The organism is Myxosarcina sp. GI1 (assembly GCF_000756305.1).
Classification (GTDB): domain Bacteria; phylum Cyanobacteriota; class Cyanobacteriia; order Cyanobacteriales; family Xenococcaceae; genus Myxosarcina.
This window is the reverse complement of sequence record NZ_JRFE01000024.1, coordinates 25,665-50,775: the sequence shown is the minus strand read 5'-3', so window position 1 is coordinate 50,775 and position 25,111 is coordinate 25,665. Positions and strand designations below refer to the sequence as shown.

The following is a 25,111-nucleotide window of genomic DNA, read 5'->3' as shown; positions in this document are numbered from 1 at the left end:
TAGTTATTACAGTTTCCAGTATGCTTGAAGACTTTTGTAAATGAATACAGTATTTGTAAGGATATTTGATTGATTCTTTAAAAATAATTTGTTTTAAAATACTGGTAATTTATATTAAGTGTTTTCAATGGAACGAGTATTTATAAGTATTTATTTAGACGTAATTTTTACGGAAGCAAAACGGAATACTATAACTTTGTTGGCTGCAGCTATATTTTGTAAGTAGTTATACTAAAAAACAATACTCTACAGAACGTGTAATGTAAAACTGTTAATAACTAATTGACAAAATCGAAGGTTCGCGACCGCGGTCAGAAAATACTAGAGTATTATCAAATTCACTCTCTAAAATAGGCGAGAGACAAAACAAAAAACAATCTAGATATTGTCGTACTCACAACTCAACAGTTTCCCAAACTGCTAGAGCTTTTCTACGTCTGTTAAAAGAGTTTGAATTTCTGTTCTAATAGCTTCTTCTTGTTGTTGAATTGATTTAGTAATGTTTATTTGATTTTCTAGTTCTTCTTGTTTGGGACGAATAATATCGGCAAATTGCTGCAAACATTTATTTAATTCGGCAGCGAGAGTATCTTTAAGAGTTTTAGTATAGTTTTCCTGTAGATTGCGGAAATTAATTTCTAATTCTTCTTTAGCTTTTTTACGTTCGTTAGGAATAGCATTTAAACCGAGCAAACCAAAGAACCCAGCAACGGCAAAAGCGGTAAGATCGACACTAGCGGTACTAAATAGTATTTGTCCGCCTACGCCCGTAGCGGCTGCGGTAATACCTAGTTTAACAAAGCGATCTAAGCCCATTTCGGCGGCGGCTTTTATTCTTTCTGCAAGCTGTTCTACTTCCAAACTTTCGGCATTTACAGCAGGAACTATAAAAGAATCTTCAGTAATAGTAACGGCGGTTTCTAAATCTTCTTTAGCTTCCCGTACAATTCTTTCGCGGTACTTTAAAAAAGTAAAGGTTGCCTCTTTAAATATTTCCTGCAAATTTTTATCTAGCTGAATATCTTTGATAGTTTTAGCCAATCTTTCTTCTAATAAATCTTCTTCTTTAGTAAATTTTCTTTTTAGTACGGTAAAAAAGGAAGTGTTGCTATCAATTAGCTCATTTACCCCTTGAATCAAAGCCGTAAACAAGTCTTCAATATTATCTTTAAAAAGACCAAAAAGTAAATTATATTCTTCCAAGCGTTCTTCGATTCTTTTAGAGGTGCGATCGAATAGAGTTTTTTCAGTTTGTAATTTGTTTTGTAGTTCTTGATTTTTTTGCTGTAGTTTATCTAAATATACCAGTAAAGAACTTTGAGGTCCTCGCAGCTTGAGCTTTACTTTTTCACTTTCAGCTAAAAACGCCAACAGGAAATTTTTAAATTCATCCATGCCAGTTCCCGTTTCGGCAGAAAGAGCAAACACTGGCGGCATTTCCGCTAAGATAACTTTTAAACCGTTGTTGACAAACTTAATTACTTCTTCAATTTGCCGTTCGTCAATTAAATCGATCTTATTAATAACAACGATAATTTTCCGATCCCAGGTGCGATCGACTATGGCTAAAAAGTCTTGTTCCGATTTACTCAAAGGACGTTCTATCGAAGTAACAAACAAAATAATATCTGCCTGTTGGAGATAGCTTTCGGTAAGTTCTTGATGCTGTTCGATAATCGAATTAATTCCAGGACTATCGATAAAAACTAATCCTCCCAAACCTTCAGGATTGTATGATTCTATAGATTTGGTCGTAGGTAAAAAACCTACTGTGGCAATTTCCTGGTTGTTTAGCCGATTTAGCAAACTAGACTTGCCTGCGTTAAATTCACCACAGATAAAGATTGAGAAAGGATTGGAAAGCTGCTGTTTGAAAGCATTAATATCGAGATTGAATTCGGGAAATAGTTCTTTTGCCTCCACAAAAAGACCTTCAACTTTTTCGATAGTCTTGAGGCTGCGGTCAAAAAGTTGCTGTTGTTCGGTAGAAATAGTCAGAGGCATAAATAGTTTCTTTTAAATGCAGGGTAAATTTAAATTTTAATATTAATAGCTTATGACGCGATGTTATTGGTATGTTCGAGGTTAACTAAGATTTACAGAGCGCGATCGCATCATCCATAAACAAACTCAATCTTGGCAAAGCAAAAAAAATAATCTATCGCAAGTTAGATAAAAATATCAATCAATAGTCATAAATTGAGATCGTAGCTCTTTCTATTCAAAACAATACCGTTGCGATCGAGCTTATAGCTTATATAGGTAGAAGACATTAAATCGCATAAAATCAAGAGTAATAGTTTAGCTGTAAGAAAACTCTGGATTTTAAACTAGTCGTCAGCATGAAGCAGAGCAACTCAAGGCAAAGGTCGAGTTCTTTTTCAGCAGCAGGATTACTATTTCTCCTTGCCGACGGCACGATTAGAAGTTGTAATCCCGATGCGGAGTTGATTTTGGGCTATACTGCCAAGCAGCTAATTGGAACTTCTCTACTAGATCCAATTTGGCAAATGATTCATCGAGACGGGTCTACTCTGCTACCGAAGAATCATCCCGCGATCGCTTCAATTAAAACGGGACAGCCTTGTTCTAATGTAGTTGCGGGCTTTTACAAACCAAGTGGTTTGATTTGGTTGTCTATCGATTGCCAGCCTTTGTTTCTAACGAATCAGCCCCAAGCTTACGGGATAGAAATATCTTTTAGAGAGATTAGCCAGCCAACTGAGGCAGCAGTTATGCCTCAAACTTTACTAAAAAAAACTTCCAATGTAGAACCTTCTGAAGATACCAAAGGGCAAGTCACAGTATTGCTGGTAGAAGATTTCTCCGAAGACAGAGAAATGTATCGGCGTTATTTACAAGCCAATTCAGAGCATAAGTATAATTTTGTAGAAGCTGAAACGGGAGAATCTGCCTTAGAAATAGCTCGTCAGTGCCAACCCGATATTATTTTACTAGACTATCTGCTGCCCGATATGGATGGATTGGAGTTGCTAGCTAGTTGGCAACGGCAAAACTCTCCATTGGCTTTCCCTGTAATAGTTTTAACTGGAGAGGGAAATGAAAATATAGCCGTGCAATTTCTTAAATTGGGAGCCGCGAACTACTTAATAAAAAGACAACTTACACCAGAAAAATTAAAGCTAGAAGTCAATCGAGCGATCTCCGAACATCACTTGCAACTTCAACACGATGAAACTTTACTTAAGCTACAGCTAGCTACAGAGGCTTCTGGCGTAGGACTGTGGTTTTGGGATTTAATTGACGAGCGTTTAGAATTTACAGATCGGTGTAAAGCTTTATTTGGATTCGCTCCTAATACAGAAACAAATTATCAACTATTTCTCAATACCTTACATCCTGAAGACCGCGATCGCACAGATACAGCGGTGCAACAAGCTTTAGCCAATAAAACAGAATACAGTATTGAATATCGGGCTATTTGGTCGGACGGCAGCATACACTGGTTAGCTGCTAGAGGTAGAGGATTTTATGATTGCCATGGCGAACCAGTCCGCATGATGGGAACGGTGCAGGATATTAGCCAACGCAAACAGATAGAACAATCTTTACTCGAATCGAGTCAGCGTATTGTCGATATTCTCGAAAGCATGACCGATGCTTTTTATACCCTAGATCGCGATTTTAACTTTACCTATCTCAACCAGGAAGCAGCACGAGTATTAGGAAAGTCTAAGGAAGAACTTATAGGGCAAAATCTCTGGACGCAATTTAGTCCGTTAGTGGGAACAGAATTAGAGCTTCAGTATCGGCACGCCTTAGTTCAAAAAACTGCAACCTGTTTTGAATATTATTATCCTCCTTTTAAAAGTTGGTATGAAATTAGTGTTTATCCTACCGCTGCTGGATTATCAATTTACTTTCGCGATATTACTGACAGCAAATTAGCAGTAATTCGGCTGCGGAAAAATGAAAGATTACTTAAGTTAGCACTGTCGAGTGCCAAAGCAGGTTCTTGGGATTGGGAAATAGCTACGGGAAAAATTATTTGGTCGCCTGAAAACTATGAATTATATGGAATCGATCCCCAAAGAGAATTGCTCGAATATCGCGATTGGCAGAATTCAGTACATCCAGAGGATCGAGAGCGAAGTAATTGGGAAGTACAGCAAACTTTATCGGGAAAATCTTCTGAGTTTCGCACTGAATTTAGGATCGTTCATCCAAAAAAAGGAATTCGCTGGGTATCGGGCATCGGTAATGTTACTCGCAACGAACGAGGTGAACCAATGCGCTTGAGTGGCATTAATCTAGATATTACCGAGAGCAAACTAAAAGAATACGAACTAAGACTGATTACTGAAGTAATTCCCCAACAAATTTGGACGGCATTGCCAGACGGAAAAGTAGAATACACCAATCAACGCTGGCAAGATTATACGGGAGTTAGTTTGGAAGAAATAAAAGAAAAAGGTTTGGCAGCTATCGTCCATCCCGATGACTTAGAGTCAGTAGAGCGAGCTTGGAATGACTCGATACAAACGGGTAAAAAATATAATCTAGAAGCACGTCTGTGTAAAGCGGATGGAACTTATTGCTGGTTTTTAGGTAAAGCTAGAGCCTTACGGGACGATGGCGGAAAAATTATTAGGTGGTATGGCACCAATACCGATATAACCTCGATTAAAGAACTGGAAGAAAAATTACGCCAGCAAACAGAGGATTTGATTCGAGCCAACCAACTGAAAGATGAATTTCTGGCAATTGTCTCTCACGAACTCCGCACTCCTCTCAATCCTATTTTAGGTTGGTCGCAACTGCTGGCTACAGGAAAACTCCCACCCGAACAAACAGCAAAAGGATTGGACACAATTACTCGTAATGCTAAATTACAGTCGCAGCTTATTGACGATCTACTAGATATGTCGTTAATTTTGCGGGGTAAGTTGGCTCTTAAGTTAGTTCCCACCAATCTAAAACATATTATTAAAGTGGCAAAAGAAACGGTTAAGTTAGCTGCTGAAGCCAAATCAATTCAAATTCAAACCGTTTTTGAACCAAACATCGGTCTAGTTTTGGGAGATCTAACTCGTTTACAGCAAATTTTCTGGAATCTTCTGAACAATGCAATTAAATTTACTCCTGAAGGCGGACTAGTAACGATAGCGTTAGAGTGCAATAAAACTCACGCTTTAGTAAGAATCAGCGATACGGGAAAAGGAATCGATCCCAAATTTTTACCCTATGTCTTCGATCGCTTTCGTCAGGAAGAAAGCAGCTATACGCGACATTTCGGTGGATTGGGATTGGGTTTGGCAATAGTTCGTCACCTTACCGAACTACACGATGGAACTGTTATTGCCGAGAGCCTAGGTATAGGTAGGGGAGCTACCTTTAAAGTTACAATTCCACTAATAAACCCATTACCAACAGAGCCGCAACATAGCGATCCGACAGAGCCAACTGTAGAAACCAATCGTTTTAATGGCATAAAGGTCTTGGTTATAGAAGACGAAGTAGACTCACGCGAACTATTATCTTTGGTTTTAGAACTTCGAGGAGCGGAAATAGTAACAGTAGCATCGGCAAATGAAGCACTGGAAGTCTTGAGCGAATTGGTTCCCGATTTAATTATTAGCGATATTGGTCTGCCTGGAATGGATGGCTATACCTTAATCACTCAAATTCGTTCCCTACCACAAGGACAAGATATACCTGCGATCGCTCTAACCGCATACACTGGAGAAATCGACCGTCAGCGTTGTCTGAACGCAGGTTTTCAAGAACAAATTTCTAAACCTTTTAACGTCAATGAGTTGATAGCTACTGTAACTCGGCTAATGTCAAAAAAAAGTTGAAATATAAAACTTATCAGTGAGCAATGAGCAATGAGCAATGAGCAATGGGAGTTTAACTGCTTATTGTTCAATGTTTAATGTTCACTGATGAATTGCACTGATAGAGTTGGTAGCGATAACCCGTAGCTCTATACTGCTCATCTCGATCGATACATTTTCTAGCAGCTATTTCTCTAGCTTCGGAAAAATTGACCAGCCATAGTTGAAAGGGACGGGGCATAGCTACGATCGCTCGTTCTAAAGCTGCGTTCGCTGTTTCACGGTGCGCCAATAAAAACTGCGGTTGCCAGTCTATTTGTTCTCTGTCTAATAATTTTTGAAACTGCCAGCCAATGCTCATCATTTCCCCTGTTTGTCCGTGAGTTTGATGCAGGGTAGCAATTAAAACTGGCGTGTCGTAACTTACTTGTTGATGGGCTTCAAAAATCACGGGTGCGACAAGATCGGGGCGTTCGACTTTTTGAAAGGCAAAGTTGGTAATTATCGTTGTCGAACCTAATGTAGCGAGTACCAAAGTCAATACTACTAAAACTCTATTTTTATTGAAGAAATATTTGTATTTAGATTCTTGCCAGAGATAGCTGAGACTTATTGCCAGCAATAACAATACTGCGGGAAAATAACCAAACTGAAACCGCGCCGACAGGGTTAAATCTGCTCCAAAAACATAAGTTGCAGCTAAAATAAGCGCGATCGCACTGAGTAAAAATCTGGTTAAAACAGTAATTCCCAACCGCATCTGAGGCGAATTATTAGCTCTAATACCCCGAAGCCAATCAGGAAGCGACCAAACAATAAAAGATAGTAAGATGACTCCCGAAATAATAGCAATGCTCTCTGGTACTCCTTCTATGGGCAACAGAAACACCATGGTAATTAACCAAATCAATAATCTGAGTAGGGGTTGATAAAATTCAGCTAGAGGATTACCGTCAAATACCCAGCTAGTTAAGTCGTCCCCTGGAATACTGCGCCATAAAGACACCCATACCCAGATCGAGCAGCCACTTATGGTACCAGCGATCGCCCAATAAATTCGCTGCCAATACTTAGCCAAGATTGCTTTAGAGTCAACACGAATGCTGTTAAACCAAACACTAGCTAAAACTATTATTTCTGCTACTAAAGTCAGTCCAAAAAAGTAATGAGTGGCAACGCCAAGACTATTAACTACAATCCAGGTTAATACTAGTGCGATCGCAATAGAGCGTTTTTGTTTTATATTCCGAATAGCAACCAGCAAAAATGATAGAGATGCGATCGCCAATAGAATAGCCAAGGTATAATGACGCGCTTCTTGCGATAGATAAACCCCAAAAGGAGAAACCGCCATAAGTGCTGCTGCCAGTTGAGCGCAAATTAACGAACGAGATAGCAACCAACCCCAACCAAACATTGCAGGTATTGCCAGCACGCCAAAAATAGCACTTAACAATCTTCCCCACCAAATAGAAACCAAACCTGTATCGCTAGAAAATAGCTTGAGCCACCAATGAGTAAGCACGAAATAAACAGGGGGATGGGTACTTTCGGTTAGTAAGTTGTTAACGACATCTCTAACATTAGTAGTCGGATCTAACTGTAAAGGAGCAAGCAGCGTATTGAGAGAAATAACTCGATCTAAAGGCACAGTCCGAAAACTATGACCGAGACTGAATACTAAAGTTGCCCATTCGTCAGACCAAGGTGGTTTTGCTTCCAAGTTAGTTACCCGCAGCACCGCACCTAATAAAAGCCAGGTCAATAATAATATCGTATGCAGTAAAAATTTATTCACCAGATCGGGCGATCGCTCTATAGCTCCACAACAATTATCAATAATATCCCGTACGGGCAAGGCACTGCCTTACCCCTAGTTGAATACGGGCGAACAACAGTTCGCCTCTACTTCCTAACTTTTGAACGATGAAAAGAGAGACAATCGCCTATGTAATGTAAATAAACTCCGCATTACAAATAATACATTTCAATATATGTCTCAAGAATTATCATCAGATCGCTTACAGTCTACTTGGGGACAGTTTTCTACTCGGCAAGCTGCCGAGACTGCCAAGCAAAAACTAGAGTCAGTAGGAATCCCCTCAGAGCAAATTAGCTTGGAAACTGAAAATCAAAAACTTCCCCCGCGCCTTCAAGATACACAAGCTTTAGACAATGCTAAAAGTGGTGCGATCGTTGGAGGAGTGTTAGGTGCTTTTGTTGGCTTAACTTTAAGTTTAATCTTGGCAGGTTTTCCGCAAGTTGGTTTTGCTGCTTTTAAAAATTTTGATGCTTTAAATTTTTTCGCTCCTTTGATGGGTGCTGTTGTTGGTGCAGTAGGTATTAGCTTGATTTCTGCTTTAGGTGGAAGCGATGTTCCTCAATCAGATTCAATAAGCAACCTTCCAGATACTGCCGACAAGGAAACAGAAATCTACTTAGTTACAGTCAAAGGAACATCCACAGAAATGGAGCGAGTCAATGCAATCATCCATCAAGAGGGAGGTTTGATAGGCGAAGAAAATAGAAGATAAAAGCTAGGTTGAATTTTGATAGCAGCGATCGCTATTATTATGATTGTGCTTTTTGGCGATCGCGATCGTCGCTCGACTAATAGGCAAACATCTTTTGCAGCACTAACAAAACAGCTTTTAATTCTTTAACCGATAAAGCTCCTAATTTTGCTATTAGACGTTTTTTATCGATAGTTCTAATTTGGTCGAGCATTACTTCTCCGTCTCGCTTATCGAAGTTTATTTTGGCTCGACTTTTATAGTTTCTTACTTTAGTAGTCATCGGAGCTATAACTACTGTGCGAATGTATTGATTCATTTCATCGGGAGAAACCACTAAGCAAGGACGGGTTTTTTGAACCTCCGAACCAATCGTAGGATCTAAGTTAAGTAAATAAACTTCTCCTCTACTTACCATTCCCATTCCTCGCCATACTCGGTGGGAATAGTATCGTCGATTAACAGTTCATCATCGCCGTTAGCAGCCATTTCTTGAAAAGATTCCGACCAACTTTCTCTAGCTTTGAGAGGACTGAGAATTAGATTGCCGTTCTCAATTTTCATCTCGATCGCATTTGTGAATCCACATTGCTCCATAATTGTTTTAGGAATTCTAATTCCTTGAGAGTTACCAATTTTAATAATGTCTATTTTCACGATCCATCAATCTTAGTAATTACATAGTAGTTACTAAATTTTAACAGTATATAAATTACTAACGTAGAAACAATAATAATGCCCGATTCACAAGCGATTAACCAAGCCGTTGCCAATCTCTATAACACCTATCCTTTTCCCCCCGATCCGCTTTCCGATCTCGAACCTCCTGGTTACAATTGGCGTTGGAGTTGGACTGCGGCATACAATTTTTGTACTGGTAGAAAACCCGAAGCTCAAGATATTAGAATTTTAGATGCTGGTTGTGGAACTGGTTCTAGTACGGACTATTTGATTCATCTCAACCCTGAAGCTGAAGTTGTAGCGATCGATATCAGTCAAAAAGCTTTAGAGGTAGCGCAAGAAAGATGTCGGCGTTCTGGAGTAATTGCCAAACACAACAAGCCAATTGAGTTTCGCCAACTCAGACTAGAAGAAGTACCCGAACAGTTAGAGGGGCAATTCGATCTGATTAATTCTGTAGGGGTACTGCATCACTTACCCGATCCGATTAAAGGTATTAAATCTCTAGCTTGTAAATTAAAACCAGGTGGGATCTTTCACATCTTCGTCTATGCCGAATTGGGACGTTGGGAAATTTCTCTAATGCAAAAAGCGATCGCACTGCTGCAAGGAGATAAGCGAGGCGACTATCGCGACGGGGTAAAAATTGGTAGGGAAATTTTTGCCAATCTACCAGAAAACAATCGGATTTTAAAGCAAGAAAAAGAACGCTGGGCGTTAGAAAATCATCGCGATGAATCTTTTGCCGATATGTACGTTCATCCGCAGGAAATTGATTACAATATCGAGACACTGTTTGAATTGATCGACGCTTCGGGTTTGGAATTTGTCGGCTTTTCCAATCCTCAATACTGGCAGTTAGAAAGGCTTATTGCCAATTCACCAGAATTAAAAGCTAGAGCAAACGAGCTTGGCGATCGCCAAAAATATCGCTTAATCGAGTTACTAGATCCCACACTAACTCATTACGAATTCTTTTTAGCTCGTCCTCCGTTGACTCAAGTAGACTGGTCAAATGAGGATCGGCTCAAACAAGCCGTTCCCGAACTTCATCCCTGTATGCAAGGCTTTCCCAGTCGCAACTTTCTCGACTATGACTATCAAATGGTTAACATCAGCGAAGCCGAGTATGACTTTATGCAGGCTTGCGCTAAAAATTCCGAGCAGCAAAGCGTAGGAGAGTTAATTACTAAAAGTAAGTTAGATTTGGCAGGAGTGCGAGCGCTGCAAGCCAGACAACTGATAGTCTTAAGTAGCAATTTCCTGACTTGAGGAGACGTAATTGTTTTATAGTTTAAATATGTCTTGATGGCGATCGAACAAGTTCGACTAATCTATCTTGCCGTGCAAATTCGATCTGCGGGTATTTAAAAATTGTTACTACACCGTGATATGATCGCTCTTGGTCTGGACATGGGTAACAGCAAAGTAGTCTCTTACTATTATCTGCTTGTAAGATTGCGAGCGATCGCTATACTGCCAGCAAATGAAAGAGACTAAATTATTAGTTGAGATTCGAGAGATTATACTCGCGATCGCACTAAGCAAGATGTAACGTAGCTCCAGATGTATAAAAATTCAGCATGAGTCATAGTTGAGTAATGGTAAACCTATCTAGAAGCCGACTCGAATCAACACTGACAACAAGACGAGATGCAGTTGCAGAAAAACCTGCGGTATCGCCAGAAGTTAATCGCGTTGTCGAGGATACTTCGGAATCGTCAGAGCCAACAATGCAAGAGTATTATCAACTCAAACAAATGCTATTGTTGACAACTCTACTGCTTACAGGCGCAATTTTCTCGTGTGTATGGATATTCTATACGTTTAATATCGCTCTTAATTATTTGCTTGGGGCATGTATTGGCGTAGTATATCTAGGTATGTTGGCAAGAGAGGTAGAAAGATTAGGCACTCAGAAAAGAAGTGTCGGTTCGACTCGACTAGCTTTATTGGCTGGCATAATCATAGTTGCTACACAATTACAACAACTGCAAATCTTGCCAATTTTTCTGGGATTTATGACTTATAAAGCCGCAATAATCGTCTACGTGATGCAAACTACCCTCACACCAGCCAAAAAATAGACGATGGCGCGAGTAAAGTAAAACTCGTATGGTCAGATAAATTAATTCGAGAAAAAGCATCAAGCTAGATAACAAGGGGAAAAATGCCAATATGGAAATATCTAATTTAAATGCTCTGACAACCTTCCCCCTGGCTTCATTAGAAGTGGGCAAACACTTTTATTGGGAAATTGGCGGTTTAAAACTACACGGACAAGTATTTCTTACCTCTTGGGTAGTAATTGCGATTTTAATAATTGCTTCGTTTGTGGCATCGAGAAATGTCCAAAAAATTCCTCAAGGCATGCAAAACTTTATGGAGTATGCTTTGGAATTTATCAGAAGTTTGGCGAAAGATCAGATTGGGGAAAAAGAATATCGCCCCTGGGTACCCTTCGTCGGTACTTTATTTTTGTTCATTTTTGTGTCAAATTGGTCTGGAGGTCTGGTTCCCTGGAAATTGATCGAAATTCCCAACAGCGAACTAGCCGCACCAACCAACGATATTAATACCACAGTAGCTCTAGCGTTACTAACTTCCATCGCTTATTTTTATGCAGGAATTAGTAAAAAAGGCTTGGGTTATTTTGCAGGATATCTCGAACCAACGCCAATTCTCGCGCCATTTAAGGTTTTAGAAGATTTTACCAAACCTCTATCCCTGAGCTTCCGTCTGTTTGGCAACATCCTGGCAGATGAATTAGTAGTAGCCGTATTAGTGCTGCTGGTTCCTCTATTCATACCTCTGCCACTGATGGTGCTAGGGTTATTTTTAAGTGCAATTCAGGCACTTATTTTTGCTACCCTTGCCGCCGCCTACATTGGCGAAGCCTTAGAGGAACATGGTGAAGAGCATGAGTAGCTAAGTTAAAGGTGCGAGATTACTAGCATTTTTAATTTAGTCTCAGTAGATCGCGGGTCAATCGCGACACTTATCGAGCGATCGTCAGCCGCTATCAACAGTGGTTGGCAACTGTTCGACCGCAACACTTAATCGTTGCTATTGTTTAAATCAAGTTAGTATACAAGGAAAGAAAAATCATGGATCCACTTATCGCTGCTGCTTCCGTTGTCGCTGCCGCTCTTGCTGTAGGACTAGGAGCAATCGGACCCGGTATCGGTCAAGGTAATGCTGCAGGACAAGCAGTAGAAGGTATTGCTCGCCAACCCGAAGCTGAAGGCAAAATTCGCGGTACTTTGCTACTCAGTTTGGCATTTATGGAAGCACTAACCATTTATGGCTTAGTTGTATCTCTCGTATTATTATTCGCTAACCCCTTCTCTTAAGAGGTTTTAAAATAGCCTGGGTAGAGCGGTAAATTTAAGCTCTGTAAGCCCAGGCTATTTAAATATAGCTATATGAAAAAATAATTAGTAATAGATTACTAAAATAGCCTCAAAAGATGGGGTAGAGAACAAAATGATATACTGGACATTTTTTATAGCAGCAGCAGAAGCCGCTGAAGAAGCTGAAGTAGGCAGTAATTTATTCGATATCGATGCCACTTTACCTCTAATGGCAATACAGTTCGTACTACTAGTAATAATTTTAAACGCGCTGTTTTATAAACCATTGGGCAAAGCGATCGACGAACGTGCCGACTATATCCGCAATAATTTTAAGCAGGCTCGCGAACTCAAAGAAAAGTCAGAATCTCTGGCAGACCAATACAATCGCGAATTGAGAGATGTTCGTCGCCAAGCACAAGAAACGATTAATTCTGCCAAAGCCGATGCCGAAGCTACCGTAGCCGACAAAGTCAAAGCAGCACAGCAAGAAGCACAGGCTCAAAAACAAGAGGCTGCTGATGAGATTGAAGCACAAAAAGCTGAAGTAATGCAGACTTTGGAACAGCAGGTAGACTCTTTGAGCAATCAAATTTTAGAAAAACTACTCGGAGCAGAACTGGTTAAATAAACCGAATTTGCCAATCGAGAATCGATCGCACTTATCAATACGGACAAAAAAGAAAATGATGGGGACTTTTTTCCTTCTTAACGCCGAGACAGCAGCCTCGTCAGAAAGTGGTTTTGGTCTTAATTTTGACATTTTAGGAACCAATCTGATCAACATAGGAATCGTTGTCGTGTTGCTAGTTGTCTACGGAGGCAAAGTTGTCGGCAATATTCTCAGCGAAAGACGCGCCAAAATCGAACAAGACATCAAAGAAGCAGAAGCTCGCAAAAACGAATCTCAAGCAGCTTTAAATGAAGCCCAACAAAACTTAAAAGAGGCGCAGGCTACTGCCGAAAAGATTCGTACCGAAGCCAAAACTAATGCTCAAAAAGCTGCCGATGAAATCTTAGCTAAAGGTAAGAAAGAGGTAGAGCGACTCAAGGCATCAGCCGCAGCCGATCTAGATTCCGATCGCGAAAGAGCGATCGCCGAATTGCGAGAACGAGTAGTAGCAATGGCTATAGCCAAAGCCGAATCTCGCCTGGAAGAAATCGTGGATGATGATGCCCAACGCCAGCTAATCGAACGCAGTATCGCACAAATAGGAGGGTAATCGATGAGTGGAACTTTAGTCAGTAGTGAAATTGCCGAACCCTACGCTCAGGCACTGATGTCTCTAGCGCAGCAAAACGACCTTGCAGACCAGTTTGGCGATACCTTTCGTGCTTTAGAATCATTATTTGCAGAATCTGAAGAATTTAGAGATTTTATTGCCAATCCAGTTATCGATCCAGAAGCAAAGAAATCGGTACTAAAAAGAGTCATGGGCGACGATGCCAACTCTTATTTAGTAAACTTTATGATGCTGCTGGTAGATAAACGGCGCATCATGTTTTTAGAAACAATCGGACAACAATATCTGGAGCTACTACGCAAGTTAAATCAAGTCGTACTAGCAGAAGTCACCTCCGCTAAAGAGCTAGAAGACGAACAAAAACAGCGAATTGTTGAAAAAGTTAAAGGAATGACCGACGCTAACGATGTCGAACTGAAAACCAGTATCGATCCTAGTTTAATCGGTGGAGTCATTATTAAAGTAGGATCTAAAGTGATTGATGCTAGTTTGCGCGGTCAATTACGTCGTATTAGCGTCAGTCTTAAAAGCTAGACACAAGGCAACAGGTAACCCGAACAACATTTGACAAACAACAAACAAGGTAGAGAAAAAAAGGTAGAAAAAAAATATGGTTAGCATCAGACCAGACGAAATTAGCAGCATCATTCGCCAGCAGATCGAATCTTACGAGCAGGACGTTAAAGTATCCAATGTCGGTACCGTATTACAGATCGGAGACGGGATCGCTCGCGTCTACGGTTTGGAACAGGCAATGGCAGGGGAACTGTTAGAATTTGAAGACGGCACCGTGGGTATTGCCTTGAACCTGGAAGAAGATAACGTGGGCGCGGTATTGATGGGTGATGGCTTTGGCATTCAAGAAGGCAGTACCGTTAATGCTACGGGACAAATTGCCTCAATTCCTGTAGGAGAAGCAGTCGTAGGCAGAATTGTCGATTCTTTGGCGCGTCCGATTGATGGTAAAGGTGATATCGATACTAGCGAAAATCGTCTAATTGAGTCTCCCGCACCAGGAATTATCGCTCGTAAGTCCGTGTGCGAACCCTTACAGACTGGCATTACCGCCATCGATGCCATGATTCCCATCGGTCGCGGACAGCGCGAATTGATCATTGGCGATCGCCAGACGGGCAAAACCGCAGTCGCAGTAGATACGATTATCAACCAACAGGGCGAAGATGTAGTTTGTGTTTACGTTGCGGTCGGACAAAAAGCTTCTACCGTCGCTCAGGTAGTAGGTACTTTAGAAGACAAAGGTGCGATGGACTATACGGTTGTGGTAGCAGCTAATGCTAACGACCCTGCCACCCTACAGTATCTCGCGCCCTACACTGGTGCGGCGATCGCCGAATACTTTATGTATAAAGGTAAAGCTACTTTGGTAATCTACGATGACTTGACCAAACAGGCACAGGCTTATCGTCAAATGTCTCTCTTGCTACGTCGTCCCCCTGGTCGCGAAGCCTATCCTGGAGACGTATTCTATCTTCACTCCCGTCTCTTAGAACGCGCTGCCAAGCTCAACGACAATTTAGGAGGCGGCAGCATGACCGCTCTGCCAATCATCGAAACTCAAGCGGGTGACGTATCGGCATACATTCCCACCAACGTAATTTCCATTACCGACGGACAAATATTCCTCTCTAGCGACCTATTTAACGCTGGCTTTCGTCCTGCCATCAATGCAGGTATTTCGGTATCTCGCGTAGGTTCTGCGGCTCAAACCAAAGCAATTAAGAAAGTTGCAGGTAAACTCAAGCTGGAACTGGCTCAATTTGCCGAACTAGAAGCTTTTTCTCAATTTGCTTCTGATTTGGATGCCGCTACTCAAAATCAGTTAGCGAGAGGACAGCGTTTGCGTCAGATTCTCAAACAGGATCAAAATTCACCTCTATCCGTAGCCGAACAAGTGGCAGTAGTATACTCTGGTCTTAACGGCTATTTAGACGATATTGATGTAGAAAAAGTAAGCGATTTTGCCAAGGGTCTGCGAGAATATCTCGACAATAACAAAGGCAAATACATGGAGATTATTTCTTCAGAAAAAGTGCTAACTGACGAAGCTGAAAATCTCCTCAAAGAAGGTATTAAAGAATACAAGCAAACCTTCAAGGCAGCAGCCTAAGCTGATGAAGTAAGAAGGAAGACGTTAGCTAAAAGAAGGGATTGGGCGGAGGTGCAGGTGCTGAGGTGAGAAAGAAAGTTTGAGTCAGACGTGTTTATTCTGCTTCTTCTTTTTTTTGAAAACCTCCCTTGCACCCTAGCGCAGCGAAGCTCCCCTGCTCCCTTGCTTCCTCGCCAAGTAAGTTGAATACCGATCGGAAAATACAAAAAATGCCCAATCTTAAAGCGATTCGCGATCGCATCTCTTCAGTAAAAAATACCAAAAAAATTACCGAAGCCATGCGCCTGGTAGCAGCAGCTAAGGTACGTCGCGCTCAAGAACAAGTTAATTCCACCCGTCCTTTTGCCGACAGTCTGGCAGAAGTGTTGTACAACCTTAAAGACAGACTGAGATTTGAAGATGTCGATTTGCCTCTTTTCGAGCAACGAGAAGTAAGCAAAGTTGCCCTGTTAGTAATTACTGGCGATCGCGGTTTGTGTGGCGGTTATAATGCCAACGTAATTCGACGAGCCGAACAGAGAGCCAAAGAACTACAGAAAGAAGGAGTTGAATATACCTACGTCTTAATCGGTCGCAAAGCGGTTCAACATTTTAGAAGACGTAATGTTCCAATTAACAAAACCTTTGTAAACTTAGAACAAATTCCTACCGCAGCGGAAGCATCTTCAGTTGCCGACGAACTACTATCTTTGTTTTTATCAGAAACGGTAGATAGAGTCGAGCTAGTTTACACTAAGTTTGTTTCCTTAATTAGTTCTCGTCCTGTAATTCAAACCCTACTGCCACTAACTCCCCAAGGACTGGAAGTAAAAGATGACGAAATTTTCCGCCTGACTACTAGAGGCGGTGAATTTAATGTCGAACGAGAAAAAGTTAGCAGCGAAATGCAAACTTTCCCCAGAGACACAATTTTCGAGCAAGACCCCGTACAAATTCTCGATTCTTTACTGCCTCTTTACCTTAATAACCAGCTTTTGCGTTCTTTACAAGAGGCGGCAGCTAGCGAACTTGCAGCTAGAATGACAGCAATGAACAATGCTAGTGATAACGCCACTGAGTTGATGAAAGATCTTACTCTCTCATACAACAAAGCCAGACAAGCTGCTATTACTCAAGAAATTTTAGAGGTAGTTTCGGGTGCTGAAGCTCTATGATTGATAATTTGCTCGATTTTTGAATTAAAGTTTAAAACGTCTAGAATTTTACTAGGCGTTTTTTTACTATCTAGCGATCGCTCTACCATAAAAAGATAGAGAATTTGGTTTTAAATTCCCAAACGCTGATAAATTTCATCCAGATGCTTGAGATGATGTTGGGGATCGAAACAGGCGGCAATTTCTGATGCGGATAGCTTTTGCTTTACCGTATCGTCTTGCTCGATTAAAGCACGAAAGTTACCTTCTAGCTGATTCCAGGCAGTATGGGCGCAATTTTGTACTACGCGATAGGCTTCTTCTCGGTTCATGCCTTTTTCTACTAAAGCTAGCAACACTCGTTGAGAAAAAATTACCCCGCCATAGACATTCATATTGCGCTTCATGTTTTCGGGATATACCAGCAGATTTTTGACCAAGTTGGTGATTTCTCTCAGCATAAAGTGAGTCAAAATACAGCTATCGGGCAAAATCACCCGTTCTACCGAACTATGAGAAATATCCCGTTCGTGCCACAAAGCGACATTTTCTAAAGCTGCTACGGCGTTACCGCGAATGATTCTTGCCATTCCCGTCAGTCTTTCCGAACGAATCGGGTTGCGTTTGTGGGGCATTGCCGAAGAACCTTTTTGCTTTTTAGAAAAGTATTCTTCTACTTCCAAAACATCGGTACGCTGGAGGTTGCGAATTTCGACGGCAAAGCGTTCGATAGAAGCCGATAGCAACGCTAGCTGCTGCACGAATTCGGCATGGCGATCGCGTGAAATTACCTGAGTTGAAGCCGTATCGGGTTCTAAATCTAACTTCTGACAGGCGATCGCCTCTACTTGTGGATCGACGTTAGCATAAGTCCCCACCGCACCCGAAATCTTACCTACAGCAATATCGCGACTCAATTTTGCCAGGCGATCGCGATTTCGCAGCACTTCAGCCAGCCAACCCGCCAACTTAAAGCCAAAGGTAATTGGTTCGGCATGAATACCATGCGATCGCCCTACCATTACCGTATAGCGGTGTTGCTGTGCCTGATAGCGAATTGCCTGAACTAATTCTTCCAGCTTTTCTAAAATCAACTCCAGACTGGCAACCATTTGCAAAGCCAGCCCCGTATCTAAAACATCAGAACTAGTCAAGCCTAAATGAATATATCTTCCTGCATCCCCTACATATTCATTAACGTTGGTTAAAAAAGCAATAACGTCGTGGCGAACTTCCTCTTCTATTTCTAATACGCGTTTGGGATCGAAGTCAGCTTTGGCTTTAATTTCTGCTACTGCTTCTTGAGGAATATAACCTAGTTCTGCTTGTGCCTCGCAAACTGCTAACTCTACTCTTAGCCAGGTTTTTAATTTATAAGCATCAGTCCAAATTTCGCCCATTTCGGGCAGGGTATAGCGTTCGATCATTACTTAAACTAAATATTAAATATAGGGTGCGTTTGCAGTCTGTTTAGCAGAATATGACTTTTTATTGTACTACTATGTCTCTGTTTAAATCGTTTAGGAATCATTTATCTAGCAATTTTAAAAAAGCTATAAGCTGTAAGCCGTAAGCCGTAAGCTAAATAATTAGTAGATTTTGACTACTAATTAAGCAGCCTGCGAAGGCAGGCAAGCGTCGTTAGAACGGCGCATTCGCGCATACGCTGTCTTCAAAACCTTGTGTCGCCCGTGGGACTTAGACCTAAAACGCAGAGGCTTAGAGCTTATGGCTTACGGCTAATTGTTAAATTTGCCAATAATTTTATTTATTTGGTAACTTACAATACATTTATAGATAATAAATTCTATAAACAAAATTGCAGATCGCTAATGCTAGATTTTTCGGTTTAAATTGTATATCGACCGAAATCGATCGTAGGCTTAATTAAGTAAGAATTTAAAAACAGAGCGCGTCGTAAAGTTCGTTAACTGGCTCTATAGTTTTATTTTTGTCCTCTGTTTTTTCAGTTAAGTGAGATTATGAAAACCTCTTCGTCCGAACCAACGAGCAATCAAACCGTTCCCGCTCAAAGTTCGGGATTGGGAGCTTTTGGCGGCGTTTTTACTCCTTCAATTCTGACAATTCTCGGCGTAATTATGTACTTACGCCTGGGTTGGGTAGTAGGTAATGTCGGTTTGTTGGGAACGCTGATTATAGTTACCCTCTCTACGGGCATTACTTTACTTACGGCTCTATCAATTTGCGCGATCGCTACAGATCGAGTCGTGCGGGTTGGAGGTGCCTACTACATGATTAGCCGTTCTTTGGGAATTGAAACTGGTGGAGCGGTAGGAATTCCCTTATACTTCGCTCAGGCATTGTCGGTAGCACTATATACCATTGGTTTTGCCGAGAGTGTAGTAAGTACTTTTGGTCATCTCAATCAGCTTTATGTGGCTCTAATTACTACGATAGCGGTAGCTATTCTAGCTCTTACCTCTGCTAAATTGGCGATTAAGGCACAGTATTTTATTATGGTGGCGATCGTTCTATCGCTTATATCTCTGATATTTGGTAAATCTGTAGAGCCGACCAATATTGAAATGTGGGGAGCTGCTTCTGGAGAATCTTTTTGGAAGGTGTTTGCAGTTTTCTTTCCTGCCGTAACTGGCATCATGGCAGGGGTTAATATGTCAGGCGACTTACGCGATCCGATTCGTTCGATACCTACGGGTACTCTAGCTGCTGTGGGAACGGGTTACGTAATTTATATGCTTCTTCCCATTTTACTTGCCAGTCGAGTTGATGCCACAACTTTGATTGAAGACAACTTAATTATGCAGCAGATATCTTTTTGGGGACCATCAATTTTATTGGGAGTTTGGGGAGCTACCCTTTCTAGTGCCATTGGTAGCCTGTTGGGTGCGCCTCGCGTTGCTCAAGCCCTGGCAAGAGATCGAGTACTACCCAAATGGTTGAGTTGGTTGGGCAGAGGTAGCGGACCCGATGATGAGCCGCGTTTGGGTACGATTATGACTTTAGGAGTAGTGATTGCAGCAGTCTGTATCGGACAGTTAGATCTCATCGCTCCCATACTGAGTATGTTTTTTCTTACCACCTACCTGGTATTAAACATTGCCGCAGGGATCGAAGGTTTTTTACAAAGTCCTTCTTTCCGTCCTGCCTTTAAAGTCCACTGGAGTTTATCTTTACTAGGGGCGATCGGCTGTTTGGCGGTAATGTTTCTCATCAACCCCATCGCCACTGTAGTAGCAGCCATTATCGTACTGGTAATTTTCTTATGGTTAGAAAGAAGAGAACTACAGACTACCTGGGGTGATGCCCGTAGGGGTATGTGGATGACTTTATTAAGAACGGGAATTTTTAATGTAGAACGGGAACAAGACTATAAAAACTGGCGACCGAATATATTGATTTTGTCTGGCGCACCTACCAAACGCTGGAATTTAATCGAGTTAGCCAACTCTTTAAGTCAGAACAGAGGCTTAATTACCGTTTCTAGTGTCTTACCTCCTGGCTCTCGTAATATTCGCCAGCAGGGAGAAATGGAAGAAACCGTACGCGAATATTTAAACAGACATGGCGTACAGGCTCTAGTCCGCATGGTTACTGCATCTAATATGTTTGATGGTGGGTTACAGCTACTAGAAGCCTATGGCATCGGTCCTTTAATTCCCAATACTTTCTTACTCGGTGCTAGTGCTAGTCCCAAAAATCGAGATTTATACTGCGAGCTAATCGCTCAAATTCATTTAGCCAAACGCAACGCCATTATCCTTCACGACGATCGGGAACGCGGTTTTGGCTTGCGCCGACAAATCGATCTGTGGTGGGGAGGGTTTAACAATAATGGTAGTTTGATGTTGTTACTAGCTTATTTGCTTAGTTCTGACGTAGATTGGCGCGAGGCAGCAGTAAATCTTAAGCTTGTAGTACATGACGAAAAAGCAGCTAATAAAGCAAAAGAGAGCGTTAAAAATTTGATTGAGGAGTTACGTTTGGGAGTTAAAGTCAAAGTTATTCTTGGTGACGAACGACCTTTTCCTGAAATTCTTCACGAATCATCACGGGAAGCCGATCTGGTGTTTCTCGGTTTGCCAGAACCAGATGAAAATTTTGTTAGCAACTACGAACGTCTACTGTCATGGAGTGAAGATCTTCCTTCGACAATTTTTGTCTTAGCAGCCTCTGACTATGCTCACCAAGAAGTACTGACATAATTTATTTAACTGCAATTGACAAGCTAATGCAGCTTGCTATACTTCCAGTGGTTCGACATAAAAAGCAATACCATTGCTTCCTTCTAGCTGGTAATTTGGAAGGTTCTGTAGCACCGCCTCTTTTTCTGCTGCTGAAGGAGTATAAAAGTGAGCATCAACAACTCGATTATAAAAACGATATAGAGGGGTTCTGTTTGCTCCTGGTTCTTCATAACCATAATAGGCAATGTTTTCAAAGCTCCAGTTATCGAGATTTTCTCTAACGTAGTCTCGTTCGACTTCCGAAACCGTATATAGATGTACGCCCGTGTTTTTATTAAAGAAACGATAAACTGGTACCGCTCCTGTTAGAGGATCGCTTTCTTCTGGTGCGGCTTTGTATGAGGCTCCTTCATAGTCATAGTTTTTGAGGTTTTCTCTAACATAATCTCTTTCATCTTTATTGGCAGTATAAAAATGCGCTCCCACAGATGAATTGAAAAAGCGATAGACTGTCGCTTTGGTTTCGGGTTGGGAAAATTTGATAACTGTCGATGTGTCTGAATTATCTTCAGCAGCAACTGATTCTACCTTGAAATCTGCCTCAGTAAAATTTCCTTCCAAAGCGATCGCCGAATCAATCGTTCCATCTAAGTCAACATCAATATTTAATATTGCCGAATCTAAAGCTATAGTTAAGCTATCGCTAGTGAAACTGGCATTTTTTACTAAAATTTCGTCTTCTGTAGTCAAGTCGGTAATAATATCGCCATCTAACTGAGCTAAATTACCAGTAAAGGTATCAGCCCCCTCGGAACCCGATAGGGTATCAGAACCCAAACCACCTTCAAGCAAATCGTTACCAACTCCACCGTCTAGAGTGTCTCGTCCGTTATTACCAAACAAACTGTCATCTCCGTTACCGCCATCAATACTGTCGTTGTCAGCTTCTCCTCTAGCAATATCGTTGCCGTCGCCAGCCAAAATCGTGTCGTCTCCCACTCCACCTAAAAGCGTGTCAGCAGCACCGAGTCCTGCTAAACGATCGTTGCCTCTCAAACCTTTGAGAGTATCGCTTCCCACACCGCCAGTAAGTGTATCGTCTGTTTCTGTGCCATCTAGTGCCAACGATTGAAAACCAAAGAGAATGTATGCTTGTCCTTGATTACTATAGCGATCGCCAAGACTATTATAGCGATCGCTAACACTAACAGAAGGTGCGCCAATAACCAGGTCATCAAGACCATCGCCGTTAACATCTCCTGCATTGCTAACGGCACCACCAAAGTCAGTCAGAGCAAAACCTTCATTATTGCCAAGATTGGCTAGATCGAAAATAGGAGCGAAACTCCGAGCGTTACCATAAATAACGTATACTTCGGAGCCGCCAATAATTATGTCGTCAAAACCATCATCGTTAATATCTCCTGCACCGCTAACGGTACTACCCAAGCGATCGCCCTCTTTCAGACCTCGAACAACAAAACCATTACTGCCATCTAGAGTATTTAAATCTAACCTGGCAGTAAAATCCTTATCGCTACCAAAAACAACATAAGCTTCTCCTTCTTGACTGTTGTCAGTGCTAATACTAGCAGAAGGTGCGCCAATGATTAGGTCGTCAAAACCATCGCCGTTAATATCTCCTGCATTACCTAGCGCATTACCTAAGTCTAAAAGAGCTTCTCCATCTACATCTTGAATCAGAAAACCATTACTACCATCGAGACTATTCAAATCTAAGTTGGCAGCAAAACCGCTTTTTCGTCCAAAAATTACATAGGTTTCTCCACGATAAACTCCGTTAGCGTAAGCTGCAGTAATAATAAAATCATCTAAGCCATCATTGTTAATATCTCCTGCATTGCTGACAGCTTTACCCAAATAGTCTGCTTCATCTAGTCCTCGAACGACAAAACCGTTATTACCATCGAGACTGGCAAGATCGAAATTGGCAGCAAAACCTTTGTTACTACCAAAAACAACGTATACCTCTCCCTCTCGATTATTCTCATCGCTAACGCTGGCATAGGGTGCGCCAATGATTAGGTCATCAAAACCATCGCCATTGATATCCCCCATACCGCTAACGGCTCTACCCAAGCGGTCGTCATCGCCTATACTTTTGATGAAAAAGCCATTGTTGTCGTCCAGACTATTCAAATCTAAATTGGCAGCAAAACCCTTGTTACTACCAAAGATCGTATAAACTTCTCCCCTATAATCGTAAACGCAGCTATAGCAAATTTTATTAGGATAGCGAAATGTTTTTTCTGCATAGGGTGCGCCAATAATTAGGTCATCAAAACCATCGCCATTAAAATCTCCTGCACTGCTAACAGCTTCACCCAAACGAGCGTCATTAGCCAGACCTCGAATCATAAAACCATTGCTGCCATCAAGACTATTTAAATCTAAATTTTTAGCAAAATTATTGCTACCAAAAATTATATAAACTTCTCCTTGGTTATAAGGGTAGTATTGCTGAGTTTCTGTCTTCGGTTCTGCCGCGAAAGGTGCGCTCAAAATAAGATCGTCAAAACCATCGCCATTGATGTCTCCTGCATTATTGACCTCCGCTCCCAAGCGATCGCCGTCATTTATACCAGAAACAGTAAAACCATTTTTGCCGTCCAACTCAGTTAAATTCAGCAAATAATTAACCATAATAATTTCTCCGATCGCTATAAAAATATTTGACTTTTATAAAGCAACTTTAGTTGCGTATGCTTTCAAATTAAAATTAAAGTTTACTTTTCGATAAACCAAAATTAGATGTTGCTTTAATGAGCAGTTTATTGAAGCCGTAAATATGATGGGATAATTAAAAAAATATTTTATTACTTGTATTTATTATTGCTACAAAAAAAGTAGACAATTAATTCTATATGGAATAAACATTGGCACTAAAAAATGTAATAGAGACAATAAAAAAAGGGGATAGACAAGAGGAAGACCGCTCGATCGTCAAGTTTTATAAATTACTTTATCTACCTACTTATGAGATGATTGAGTTACAGCCATTCCAAAAGTTACTGTCAAGAAAAGGAGACGATACAAATAGAACTTCAATCGTTAGCAGAAATACGTGGGGCTTGGATTGCCAACCGTCCTCATAGTCAAGTTTTGGAGTCGAAGGATAATATTGCTGAGGCAATGAAATTTTTAGCCGCTACGGGTTTTAATTTTGTATTTCCTGTAGTTTGGAATCGCGGTTATACTCTGTTCCCCTCTCAGGTAATGGCTAGCTATGATTTTCCTCTTCTCGATCCTTTTTACAAACAGCAACAGCGCGATCCTCTAAAGGAAATAATTGTTGAAGCCAAACAACATAATATTGCGGTTATTCCCTGGTTTGAATACGGTTTTGCAGCTTCCCACTTATTGAGTGGCGGGCATATTTTAAAACAAAAACCTGATTGGAAAGCGATTGCGCCAGATGGCAGCACTGTTAGACACGGAAGCCTTACCTGGATGAATGGTTTGAACCCCCAAGTGCAGCAGTTTATGCTAGAGCTAGTTTTAGAAGTAGTAGATAAATACGACGTAGCAGGAATTCAAGGATGCGATCGCTTTCCCGCTATGCCTATAGCCGCAGGTTACGATCGAGAAACAGTAACGAAGTATAGAAAAGAAACGGGAAAACAGCCATCTAGTAACCCCAAACAGCAACAATGGGTGCAATGGCGAGCTAATTTATTGACAAACTTTTTAGCCAAATTGTATCGACAGGTAAAACAAATAAAGCCAGAAGCGATCGTTTCTCTATCTCCTGCCGTATATCCTTTTTGCCTGCAAAATTTATTACAAGATAGTCAAACATGGCTAGAAAGAGGCATTGTCGATCTAATTCATCCGCAAATCTATCGCTCTAGCTACTCTAGCTATCGTCAGGAAGTAAACAAAATTGTTAAAACCGTAGATAATAATTTATTAACTAAATTTGCTCCAGGGATTGCTTTTACTGCCAACGGTAAGGCATTAGCTGCTAAAGATCTTCTTAAATGTATCGAACTAAATCGCCACAGTAATTTTAGCGGCACGGTGTTTTTTCACTATGAAGGTTTGAAAGAGTACAGAGATATATTCAACTAAAAA

At 41.1% G+C, this 25,111-nt stretch carries 19 protein-coding genes; 13 read left to right on the top strand and 6 right to left on the bottom strand.

Annotated elements, in window-relative coordinates:
• Nucleotides 1-420 precede the first annotated feature (420 nt).
• On the bottom strand, nt 421-2,004 hold the full coding sequence (locus KV40_RS17690; RefSeq protein WP_036484342.1) for a dynamin family protein: 1,584 nt from the start codon (nt 2,002-2,004) through the stop codon (nt 421-423).
• Nucleotides 2,005-2,342: 338 nt separating this feature from the next.
• Between KV40_RS17690 and KV40_RS32280 the strand changes: the two genes are divergently transcribed.
• Complete coding sequence (locus KV40_RS32280; protein ID WP_052055731.1) at nt 2,343-5,819, top strand: PAS domain-containing protein; 3,477 nt, start codon at nt 2,343-2,345, stop codon at nt 5,817-5,819.
• Nucleotides 5,820-5,886: 67 nt separating this feature from the next.
• On the opposite strand, the gene KV40_RS17680 is transcribed toward KV40_RS32280, so the two are convergent.
• A complete protein-coding gene (locus tag KV40_RS17680; protein ID WP_156114073.1) occupies nt 5,887-7,656 on the bottom strand; it encodes a hypothetical protein in 1,770 nt (589 codons plus the stop codon).
• Nucleotides 7,657-7,792: 136 nt separating this feature from the next.
• Here KV40_RS17680 and KV40_RS17675 point away from each other — a divergent pair, with 136 nt between their 5' ends.
• Nucleotides 7,793-8,332: a hypothetical protein gene (locus tag KV40_RS17675; protein WP_036484340.1), complete on the top strand. Its 540-nt coding sequence runs from the start codon at nt 7,793-7,795 to the stop codon at nt 8,330-8,332.
• Nucleotides 8,333-8,408: 76 nt separating this feature from the next.
• Here the strand turns inward: KV40_RS17675 and KV40_RS17670 are convergent, their stop codons facing one another.
• Both KV40_RS17670 and KV40_RS17665 read right to left on the bottom strand, forming a co-directional pair.
• On the bottom strand, nt 8,409-8,729 hold the full coding sequence (locus tag KV40_RS17670) for a type II toxin-antitoxin system PemK/MazF family toxin (RefSeq protein ID WP_216595635.1): 321 nt from the start codon (nt 8,727-8,729) through the stop codon (nt 8,409-8,411).
• Nucleotides 8,723-8,968 (bottom strand): AbrB/MazE/SpoVT family DNA-binding domain-containing protein, encoded by a 246-nt coding sequence (locus KV40_RS17665; protein WP_036484335.1) that lies wholly within the window; start codon nt 8,966-8,968, stop codon nt 8,723-8,725. The genes KV40_RS17670 and KV40_RS17665 overlap by 7 nt, the downstream gene beginning before the upstream one ends.
• Before the next feature lie 78 nt (nt 8,969-9,046).
• Here KV40_RS17665 and KV40_RS17660 point away from each other — a divergent pair, with 78 nt between their 5' ends.
• The 9 genes from KV40_RS17660 (at nt 9,047) to KV40_RS17620 (ending at nt 16,871) form a co-directional block, all read left to right on the top strand.
• A complete protein-coding gene (locus tag KV40_RS17660; protein ID WP_036484333.1) occupies nt 9,047-10,264 on the top strand; it encodes a bifunctional 2-polyprenyl-6-hydroxyphenol methylase/3-demethylubiquinol 3-O-methyltransferase UbiG in 1,218 nt (405 codons plus the stop codon).
• A gap of 329 nt (nt 10,265-10,593) precedes the next feature.
• Nucleotides 10,594-11,079, top strand: coding sequence for an ATP synthase subunit I (locus tag KV40_RS17655; RefSeq protein ID WP_081942888.1), 486 nt, complete (start codon nt 10,594-10,596; stop codon nt 11,077-11,079).
• 91 nt (nt 11,080-11,170) lie between these two features.
• A complete protein-coding gene (gene atpB / locus KV40_RS17650) occupies nt 11,171-11,920 on the top strand; it encodes a F0F1 ATP synthase subunit A (RefSeq protein ID WP_036484330.1) in 750 nt (249 codons plus the stop codon).
• Nucleotides 11,921-12,099: 179 nt separating this feature from the next.
• On the top strand, nt 12,100-12,345 hold the full coding sequence (gene atpE, locus KV40_RS17645; RefSeq protein WP_036484328.1) for an ATP synthase F0 subunit C: 246 nt from the start codon (nt 12,100-12,102) through the stop codon (nt 12,343-12,345).
• Nucleotides 12,346-12,478: 133 nt separating this feature from the next.
• Nucleotides 12,479-12,976, top strand: coding sequence for a F0F1 ATP synthase subunit B' (locus KV40_RS17640; RefSeq protein WP_036484326.1), 498 nt, complete (start codon nt 12,479-12,481; stop codon nt 12,974-12,976).
• 55 nt (nt 12,977-13,031) lie between these two features.
• Nucleotides 13,032-13,568 (top strand): F0F1 ATP synthase subunit B, encoded by a 537-nt coding sequence (locus KV40_RS17635; RefSeq protein WP_216595634.1) that lies wholly within the window; start codon nt 13,032-13,034, stop codon nt 13,566-13,568.
• A 3-nt stretch (nt 13,569-13,571) separates the two neighbouring features.
• Complete coding sequence (gene atpH, locus KV40_RS17630; RefSeq protein ID WP_036484322.1) at nt 13,572-14,123, top strand: ATP synthase F1 subunit delta; 552 nt, start codon at nt 13,572-13,574, stop codon at nt 14,121-14,123.
• 76 nt (nt 14,124-14,199) lie between these two features.
• The gene (gene atpA, locus KV40_RS17625; RefSeq protein ID WP_036484319.1) at nt 14,200-15,717 is read left to right on the top strand and encodes a F0F1 ATP synthase subunit alpha; all 1,518 of its coding nucleotides are present in this window, start codon (nt 14,200-14,202) and stop codon (nt 15,715-15,717) included.
• Nucleotides 15,718-15,926: 209 nt separating this feature from the next.
• Nucleotides 15,927-16,871: a F0F1 ATP synthase subunit gamma gene (locus tag KV40_RS17620; protein WP_036484316.1), complete on the top strand. Its 945-nt coding sequence runs from the start codon at nt 15,927-15,929 to the stop codon at nt 16,869-16,871.
• A gap of 110 nt (nt 16,872-16,981) precedes the next feature.
• On the opposite strand, the gene purB is transcribed toward KV40_RS17620, so the two are convergent.
• On the bottom strand, nt 16,982-18,277 hold the full coding sequence (purB, locus tag KV40_RS17615) for an adenylosuccinate lyase (RefSeq protein WP_036484313.1): 1,296 nt from the start codon (nt 18,275-18,277) through the stop codon (nt 16,982-16,984).
• A 555-nt stretch (nt 18,278-18,832) separates the two neighbouring features.
• Between purB and KV40_RS17610 the strand changes: the two genes are divergently transcribed.
• On the top strand, nt 18,833-21,034 hold the full coding sequence (locus KV40_RS17610; protein ID WP_036484310.1) for an amino acid permease: 2,202 nt from the start codon (nt 18,833-18,835) through the stop codon (nt 21,032-21,034).
• 36 nt (nt 21,035-21,070) lie between these two features.
• Here KV40_RS17610 and KV40_RS17605 read toward each other — a convergent pair whose 3' ends face one another.
• On the bottom strand, nt 21,071-23,680 hold the full coding sequence (locus KV40_RS17605; RefSeq protein WP_052055729.1) for an FG-GAP repeat protein: 2,610 nt from the start codon (nt 23,678-23,680) through the stop codon (nt 21,071-21,073).
• Nucleotides 23,681-24,022: 342 nt separating this feature from the next.
• Between KV40_RS17605 and KV40_RS17600 the strand changes: the two genes are divergently transcribed.
• On the top strand, nt 24,023-25,108 hold the full coding sequence (locus tag KV40_RS17600) for a glycoside hydrolase family 10 protein (RefSeq protein ID WP_072013839.1): 1,086 nt from the start codon (nt 24,023-24,025) through the stop codon (nt 25,106-25,108).
• Nucleotides 25,109-25,111 lie beyond the last annotated feature (3 nt).